The organism is Psychrobacter sp. AOP31-B2-9 (assembly GCF_052378005.1).
Classification (GTDB): Bacteria; Pseudomonadota; Gammaproteobacteria; order Pseudomonadales; family Moraxellaceae; genus Psychrobacter.
Genome location: NZ_JBQSXG010000164.1, coordinates 1 through 6,186 on the forward strand (window position 1 = coordinate 1; position 6,186 = coordinate 6,186).

Annotated in this window: 3 protein-coding genes and 2 pseudogenes; 1 reads left to right on the top strand and 4 read right to left on the bottom strand. The window is 36.9% G+C overall.

The window, feature by feature from the left end; all coding sequences use genetic code 11:
• Positions 1-125 precede the first annotated feature (125 nt).
• Positions 126-325 (top strand): annotated as a pseudogene (locus tag ACT3SX_RS13340) (IS5/IS1182 family transposase); the annotation flags it as partial.
• 37 nt (positions 326-362) lie between these two features.
• Here ACT3SX_RS13340 and ACT3SX_RS13345 read toward each other — a convergent pair.
• The 4 genes and pseudogenes from ACT3SX_RS13345 to ACT3SX_RS13360 all read right to left on the bottom strand — a co-directional run bounded on the left by ACT3SX_RS13345 (position 363) and on the right by ACT3SX_RS13360 (position 6,024).
• Positions 363-2,114, bottom strand: a complete 1,752-nt coding sequence (locus tag ACT3SX_RS13345) for a dynamin family protein (protein ID WP_289048057.1) — start codon at positions 2,112-2,114, stop codon at positions 363-365.
• Positions 2,098-4,248 carry a dynamin family protein gene (locus ACT3SX_RS13350; protein WP_289048056.1) on the bottom strand — a complete coding sequence of 717 codons (2,151 nt, stop codon included), beginning with the start codon at positions 4,246-4,248 and terminating at the stop codon, positions 2,098-2,100. Before ACT3SX_RS13350 ends, ACT3SX_RS13345 begins: the two co-directional genes overlap by 17 nt.
• A gap of 6 nt (positions 4,249-4,254) precedes the next feature.
• The gene (locus ACT3SX_RS13355) at positions 4,255-5,151 is read right to left on the bottom strand and encodes a hypothetical protein (RefSeq protein WP_289048055.1); all 897 of its coding nucleotides are present in this window, start codon (positions 5,149-5,151) and stop codon (positions 4,255-4,257) included.
• Between the two features lie 67 nt (positions 5,152-5,218).
• Positions 5,219-6,024, bottom strand: a pseudogene (locus ACT3SX_RS13360) (IS3 family transposase).
• Positions 6,025-6,186 lie beyond the last annotated feature (162 nt).

Consider the following 6,186-nt stretch of genomic DNA (forward strand, 5'->3'; position numbering starts at 1 on the left):
ATAATATATTGGTTATTGGACATTTTGCGGAAGTGAGCCGCCCCAAGTGTCTCGGAGATCGTTTAACCCTTTCAGGCATTGCTGCCTGACTCAAGTAAAACACTCTCCGATATACCCGGGGCGGTTCAGGAAGCTTCGATAATATTCTTAGAGAGCAGAATACAAATTTGGATAACAACCATATGGACTGGGGCTTGGACAAAGTTTACCACTTAGTTACAAGTGCATTCGCTCACTTAAAACTATTTCGAGCAATAGCTACCTTAAACAAAGCTACGAGAATACAGTGGCGCTAGCTTGTGCCTTTATCTGGCTTAAATTATGAATGTTCAACACGCCCTAATCAAATAGAGCTAAAAAAACTAATTTTTTAAAAAGGCATAAAGCCCATTATTATAATCCTCTAAATGCTGTAGCAACTTTTTTTGCTGATTTAAACTTTGTCCTGAACAAAAACTATCTATATAGTAGTCGTCCATTTCACGGAAGCTTTTTTCTAAACCAGTCTGAATATTATCAATCAGTTCCTTTCTATGGCTTTCAACCATTTGCTTCATGATCGTATGGATTTGTAGATTAAGTTTATTTTCTTTTTTATCTTTCATCTTAAAAAAACCATAGGCCGCTCCTGCTGCGATGCCTACTGCTGCCAAAGGCAAGGCAACGGCAGACAGAGCTGCCCCAACGGTCACTACTGATGCGTTGGCTCCCAAAATAGCCGCATAACCTGCTAAAGCAGTTCCTCCTGCACCCAAAACGGTTCCTCCTTTAATAGCAAAGTCTTTTACATCAGTATTACCGGTGCTCCTATAATCAGAAGAGAATATGCCATGACTCTCCATATCCTCTCTCATTTTTTGACTTTCAAGTATTTGAAAGCGCTTGAAGCGATTGATGATTTCACTAGCGTTAATCTCAAAAGCGCTCCTAACGCTTTTGTCATAATTTTGTTCCATACTTGTTCTGATAGGATTGTTGTATCGATGCATGATAGCTGAAAGTTCACTGTTTACCGGAGTATTAGTAGTTAACAAATATGTTTTCAGTTCTTGCTCAAACGACTTATTTTTTAATAATTCATTATATTTTTTATCTACCTCAAGCGTTAAAGATTTTTCAATACGTGCCTCATCACGTCTTAAGTCATCTCTATAGTCATCATAGGTTTCTATTTTTTCACGGGTTTGTCTAATGATGGACTGATGTGCAATCAACTCTCTACGCGCTAAAGCTTCACAAGAATCTTGCACGCTATCTTGTTTAACAGTTTTGGCCTTATCATTCACTTTGAGCTGTAAGTAATCTGTAAAGTTATGAAATAAAGTCTGATAATGGCTGTCTGTTGTAGACTTATCATCTTCTATGACTTTAAAAGCTGAGAGAGCAAAAATTTCCTGTAAATAGTCTCCTGATGTACTGTCCAAATATTCAATAAGCTCACCAGGGTCTTCATTAATTTCATCTATTTTGTTAATAACCGCAATAATAGGCTTGCCCAAATGGGCAATACTAATGATATCTTCAGCAATGTCTGCCTGTCCTAAATGATTGCCATTAATAACCCACACTACCAAGTCCGTTTCAAGAGCGATGCTTTTTGTTAACGCTGAGTTTTGCTGAGTAATAGTCGCAAGCCCTGGCGAATCTAACAACAGTAAGTTTTTAAGCTTATGATGATGAGATTTGACAATAATTTTTTCTATTTTTTTTGCTTGCTCTAAGCTTTCCGCTGCTGTTCCTACAATACTCATGACTTGCTGGTGCTCTACGTTACTGCACTCACCATTCGTAAACTGTACAACCGTGGAGTCTATAACATCATAACCTACTTCCCAAATAACAGATGTCGCCTCTAACATATCTGTAGGTGAGACCTTATAGCCCACAAGAGCATTCATTAAGGTTGACTTTCCAGCTTTTACTTCACCGATTAAGGTCACTCGCAAAGTTGTTAGGATGTTTCTTTGAATTTTTACTAAGTCAGCCTCTACTTTTTTAATATTTTTTAACGCATCCTGACTAATCATATCAGGAACACTATCATCAGCTCTTACAGGGGACTGCTGCAAGTAATCTGTAAAGTCATTACACCATTGCTCAAGCTTTATTTGCATTTTTTTGTCTCAATAAATATAGCGATAAAGAAGGTTTTAGTTGAATGTTTTCTTCAGGAATTTTCTGATTGTTTTTATAAGTTAGATTTAGTTCTTCTTTCAGTTGTGTTGTCAGCTGCTTAACATGTTTGAAGTTACTTGGTGTGGGTTCAAAGTGTAATTCGCTGAATATCTGAAAAAGCGATTCTTTTATTTCCTTTTCGGCATTATCCAGCAATTTTTGAAAAACACTATCTATTTGTTCTGATATAGGTGCTAAAATATTTTCCGTCAAATGTTGGGTTAGTTTTGATTTTGTCGCATTAATTTTGCGTCCTTTTGAAAACCCAAAGAAGACATCTGCAGCCCCTGCTAATAAACCAATAGGACCTAATAAAATCATTCCTGCTACTGCCAGACCACCACCTATCAACATTGAGGTTTCATCTTCACCAGAAAAACTAATGTCGGAAGCATTCATGGTAAGAGCACTGGATTTTTTGTTGTGACCCCCTATAGCCATGGGGTAGAGAGTTTCACTAAGGTGTTTAAATCTTTTAAACTTTTTATTATTTAACTTTTTTTGCCCAGTGATAAAGTCAGAAGTATACTGCTGGTTATTGTTTAATAAACGATTAAGTCCCTGTTGCATATCTTCAATTTTGAAAATATGTTCATTTAAAAACGTATTGCGCTCCCTATCTTCAACGATATCTAAATAACTTGCAGCATAGTTATCAATATAAGATTCAACTTCCGTTTTATAGGCATCTAAAAAATTAATCTTGGCATTGCCTAAGTCTGTCTGCAAGTCTCGCAGTGATTCTTCTAATAAGCGATAACTGGTATTTAGTAATGTCTCATCTACTGCTAAACGCTCAATATACGGGCTCAAATCTCTAGCATATCGATGCATTAAGTTTTTATTCAGTCGGTCTGATTTTTGCGATATTCTATTAGTACTTTCCTTTGCAAAAACATGGTTAACTCCTTTAAAAATCTCATCATAACCACTACGGTATAGTTTGTCCTCATCATTATTGATGACCGCTTCAAATGCATCTTTGGCAGAAAATGGAATGATTTTCGTAAAAAAACCACCCAATAGCTTTTTTGCTGCCTGTTCTGCTCTTTTTACGCCCTCATCGCCTGTAGCATTGCGTATTAGGTCAATTCTATTGAGTACAGCAATTTTATTGGTTGTCGTAACGCCATCGCTAGTCTCTTCAAAATCTCGCAGTAGCGCTTCTGGTGTCGCTGCGGCTAGGGTCGTGGCATCAAGTACCCATATCATCCCATCTGCTTGACTGAATGCGGTAACATCCTCTCCCACATAGTTGATGGCATCTTTGCCCGAATGATTTTGTCCCACTCCAGGCGTGTCTATGATTGAGAATTTATTTAAAATAGACTTACTTTTACTATCAACGTCTATAGCCCATTCTATTTGTCTGATATTAGAGCGATATAAATAAAGGTCATTTAGGTTGCGTGTAATGCCTTCTTTTTCTTCTAAAGTGAGATTGGGATACAGTCGATAATGCTCGCGTCTCTTTGCTAAGATATCCTTTTCACTATCTTTGCGTTTTTTTTCTTCCGCTTGTACTATTTCTTTGGCTTCTTTTTGATTGGTTATCCTGATAGGAGAGCCATCTTTATAATGAAGGATTGCCTGCTTTGTGTCTGCATCAAAGAATCTATCCACCTTCCACGTTTTGGGTAGCACACCAACCGTAGCGACATCTTGTCCTACTAGTGCATTAATAAGTGTGGATTTTCCAGCTTTACCTGCGCCAATAACATATAACGAAAAAGGCTGTGATATGTCATTTTTGGTGGCTAGTATTTCACTATTTAAGCTTTTGGAGTCACTTATAAACTTATCAAACTCAGATTTTTCGCTGTTGGTATTGCTAGTATAGCTCTGTAAGTTATCAATGATACCAGAGGCATGATTATATTTTTCTTGTAGAAAATTCAAAAAATCAAGCTTAATTTCCTGTAAGTGCTCGTCATTCTTTTCCATCTGTTTTAGATGGTCTTTCTTTAGAGAAATGTCAAAACCATTCTCCAATGCAGGATAATTTCTTAATACGTTATCTAGTAAGTGCCGATAGGTATCAAGCAGAGATTGCTCGGATAACTTCTTAGTCATAACCAATTACCTTACAACAATAGAGTAGATCAGAAATGTCATAGGCAGTCCAAGACAAATAACAATAGCAATAGCCACATATAAGATAGTACGTACAACGCTCTTTGTTTTAGCTTCTAGTGCGCTATTGAGTTCATTAGAGGTCTTATGGTTTTTTAATTTCAATTCAGACATTTCTGAGTTACTAATCTTAAAGCTGGTCTCTATTTTTTGTTTTAACTTTTCAACTTCACCTGCCAGTAGGCGTTCATTGATAGCAATAAGGTTATTTGATTCATTTTTTATGGCGTTACGAATGTCACTGTAATGCTGATGTAATAATTTTTCGATAGACTGTAACGCTAAGCTTTGGTTATTCAGCGTCAAGGGAATGTCTTCATTCAGATTCTTGAGATTATTGTTTATTTCTACTAAATGATTTTTACTGACTTGTTCTAATGTTTTAGCGTGTGTATTGCTAGTCTCGCTTAAAAGGGCCGCATGCACTGCTAACTGTTTAGCGATAGCTGCATTAGCATTATTTAAGCTACTATCTATATCTGATAAGTACTTTTTACCAATATTTTCTAAAGCTTTAGGGTGAGATTTGCTAGCATTTTCTAGCAGTATGGCATGTTTGTCTAGTTTGCTTGCAATGCTATCGTTAATTTTTCCTAAATTCTTATCTAATCCTGATAAGTATTTATCACTTACATCTTCTAAGCTTTTAGGATGTTTTTTGCCGACTTCTGTGAGAAGTAAAGCATGTTTTTCTAAATTATCGACAATGTCACTATTAATTTTTTTGATATTTTTATTGGCATCTAATAGGTATTTTTGACTTACTTGTTGCGATAAGCTCAACACCAATTCATTAAACTCTTTTTGCAAGGCTTGCTGTTGTGCTAAATCTTCAGTATCCATAATACCTCCGTCAAAAAATTAAATAGTATAAGTATCTAAGGTACTACCCAATGTATAGACCAAATTATCATAAAATCAAGATAGAATTGGGTTGATAAAACGATTTATTATCCGAACTATTGTTAGCCAGATAAACCTGTGCAGGAGTATGGTAATCGAGCGACTGATGTAAACGCTCATGATTGTAAAACTCGAATATAGGTGATACCTGTACTCCATACTTGATTACAACGGCTAATCGGTACATGCCTAAGCAAATACGGGTAAACTTGATGCTCAGAGTTAGGCTTACTCGTGTTAGGATGCTGATAAATAGCGTCTAGCCCCATTTGCCGTAGTAATCGCCTAACTCGCTTTTCCCCCACTTGATAGCCTAGTTGCCTCAAATACGCTGTCATGCGTTTAACCCCATAAAGTGGGGTCTTGGTGTACTGCTGGTCAAGCAAGTTCATCAGGGTAATATTAAGCTCGCTGATGGGCTTTGGCTGATAGTACAGACTTGAGCGGTTGATACCGAGTAATTCACATTGCTTACGAACACTAAAATCCTTGTTATCAGGTTCTAGCAGTTGTTTACGAGTGCTCAGGGTAGCTGTGAGGACTTTTTTTAAGCCAGTCTCTTTCGCTTATGACTTGCCCTAGTTGCCTATGTAGTTCATCGATAATAGCTTGCTGGGCTTGTTCGTTAGCTTGCTGTTTAGTATTGAATGCAGTAGGGATAACTGCCAAAGCCTGCTTTTTCCAGTTGCTGATTTGGGTTGCATGCACGCCATACTCTGCGGTTAAATCGTTGAGGGTCTTGTGTTCTTTGAAGGCTTCAATGGCAACTTTGCTTTTAAATTCAGCATTGTGACGTTTACATACTTTTGTCATTAGATAGACCTCTTTTTCTAAAGGTTATTCTATCTTATTTGCTACAATTTTTTGGTCTAGTTTTCTGGGAGTATTATAATCCTCTGATAGGATAATAGCAATATATAGTCGACTTTTATGAAGATGCTCTGTTATAGAACTAGGGTCTGTTGAACATTCATA

Excerpts from the sequence above, each read along its gene's own strand:
- ACT3SX_RS13355 (WP_289048055.1), bottom strand. The coding sequence starts at position 5,151 with ATGGATACTGAAGATTTAGCACAACAGCAAGCCTTGCAAAAAGAGTTT.
- ACT3SX_RS13345 (WP_289048057.1), bottom strand. The coding sequence starts at position 2,114 with ATGCAAATAAAGCTTGAGCAATGGTGTAATGACTTTACAGATTACTTG.
- ACT3SX_RS13350 (WP_289048056.1), bottom strand. The coding sequence starts at position 4,248 with ATGACTAAGAAGTTATCCGAGCAATCTCTGCTTGATACCTATCGGCAC.